This window comes from Bacteroides sp. 43_46, assembly GCF_001915455.1.
Classification (GTDB): domain Bacteria; phylum Bacteroidota; class Bacteroidia; order Bacteroidales; family Bacteroidaceae; genus Bacteroides; species Bacteroides caccae.
Genome location: NZ_MNQN01000139.1, coordinates 1 through 1249, shown reverse-complemented (window position 1 = coordinate 1249; position 1249 = coordinate 1). Strand labels below are relative to the sequence as shown.

Annotated in this window: 1 protein-coding gene and 1 pseudogene; one reads left to right on the top strand and one right to left on the bottom strand. The window is 43.0% G+C overall.

What is annotated here, in order from left to right:
- The coding region (locus BHV72_RS17585) for a chromosomal replication initiator protein DnaA (RefSeq protein WP_286857201.1) at nt 1-990 on the top strand (990 nt) is incomplete at its 5' end.
- A 95-nt stretch (nt 991-1085) separates the two neighbouring features.
- On the opposite strand, the pseudogene BHV72_RS17580 reads toward BHV72_RS17585, so the two are convergent.
- Nucleotides 1086-1249, bottom strand: a pseudogene (locus BHV72_RS17580) (NADPH-dependent oxidoreductase); the annotation flags it as partial.

The window sequence follows — 1249 nt, the reverse complement described above, 5'->3', positions numbered from 1 at the left end:
AATCCGGCTAAAACAATCTTCAATCCGCTGTTCCTATACGGAGCATCAGGTGTAGGCAAAACCCATCTTGCCAATGCTATCGGAACCAAAATCAAGGAACTATACCCGGAGAAAAGGGTATTGTATGTATCTGCACACCTATTCCAAGTGCAATACACCGATTCCGTACGTAACAATACGACTAACGACTTCATCAACTTCTACCAGACCATTGATGATTCCGTACGTAACAATACGACTAACGACTTCATCAACTTCTACCAGACCATTGATGTTCTAATCATTGATGATATTCAGGAATTTGCCGGCGTAACCAAAACACAGAATACATTCTTCCATATCTTCAACCATCTGCATCAAAACGGCAAGCAGCTTATCCTTACCTCCGACCGTGCACCGGTATTGCTACAAGGCATGGAAGAGCGTCTGATCACACGTTTTAAATGGGGAATGGTAGCTGAGCTGGAGAAACCTACCGTAGAGCTCCGCAAGAACATTCTGCGCAACAAAATACACCGTGACGGCCTGCAGTTCCCCCAAGAAGTGATTGACTATATTGCAGAAAACGTGGGCGACAGTGTACGTGACCTGGAGGGCATCGTCATTTCCATTATGGCACATTCCACCATATACAATAAAGAAATAGACCTGGAACTGACGCAACGTATCGTACGCAAGGTGGTGAACAGTGAAAGCAAAGCAGTAACTGTCGATGAAATCATCAACACCGTATGCAAGCATTTCGGATTGGAAACAGCCACCATCCACACAAAATCCAGAAAGCGGGAAGTGGTGCAAGCACGACAAATAGCCATGTATTTAGCCAAAAACCATACAGACTTCTCTACTGCAAAAATTGGTGCGCTAATTGGACATAAAGACCATGCCACTGTATTGCATGCATGCAAAACCATCAAAGAGCTGAAAGAGGTAGACAAATCATTCCGTGCGGAAATCGACGAGATTCAAGCCGTACTGAAAAAAGGATAAGAATAAAGGATTAGGGATTAGGGATAAAGGATTAAATGCAGCTAAGTATGCATTAGCTTAACCCCTTATCCCTAATCTTCCCTAATCCTTAATTTTCAAAATCCCTGCTTTTTCATTATCTTCCAAAGATTCTCCGACATTGTCTCACTGTCTTTCTTCGTATAACGTACATCTGTAAAAACCTGCGCCAGCGTTTCCTTATTGTTCTCCAAGATGAACTGCTTGTTCTCAGGAAGCGATTCTTTATAGGCATACAACC